The sequence below is a fragment of the Microbacterium sp. ZXX196 genome, assembly GCF_009709595.1.
Taxonomy (GTDB): Bacteria; Actinomycetota; Actinomycetes; order Actinomycetales; family Microbacteriaceae; genus Microbacterium; species Microbacterium excoecariae.
Window position 1 is genome coordinate 1 of record NZ_WMEE01000444.1, and the last position, 244, is coordinate 244.

The 244-nt window shown below is 66.0% G+C and carries 1 protein-coding gene; it reads left to right on the top strand.

Translation table 11 applies throughout. The features are described 5' to 3' along the window. Positions 1–244, top strand: a 244-nt coding sequence (locus GJQ66_RS13635) for a 4Fe-4S dicluster domain-containing protein (protein WP_306461825.1), incomplete at both ends; no start/stop codon positions are given.

Sequence of the window (244 nt, forward strand, 5' to 3'; positions counted from 1 at the left end):
CCGTCTGCCCCTCCGGCGCCCTCTACAAGCGCATCGAGGACGGCATCGTCCTCGTCGACCAGGACCGCTGCCGCGGCTGGCGCATGTGCGTCACCGGCTGCCCCTACAAGAAGGTCTACTTCAACCACCACACCGGCAAAGCCGAAAAGTGCACCCTGTGCTACCCGCGCATCGAAGCGGGCCAGCCCACCGTCTGCTCCGAAACCTGCGTCGGACGACTGCGCTACCTGGGCGTCATGCTCTA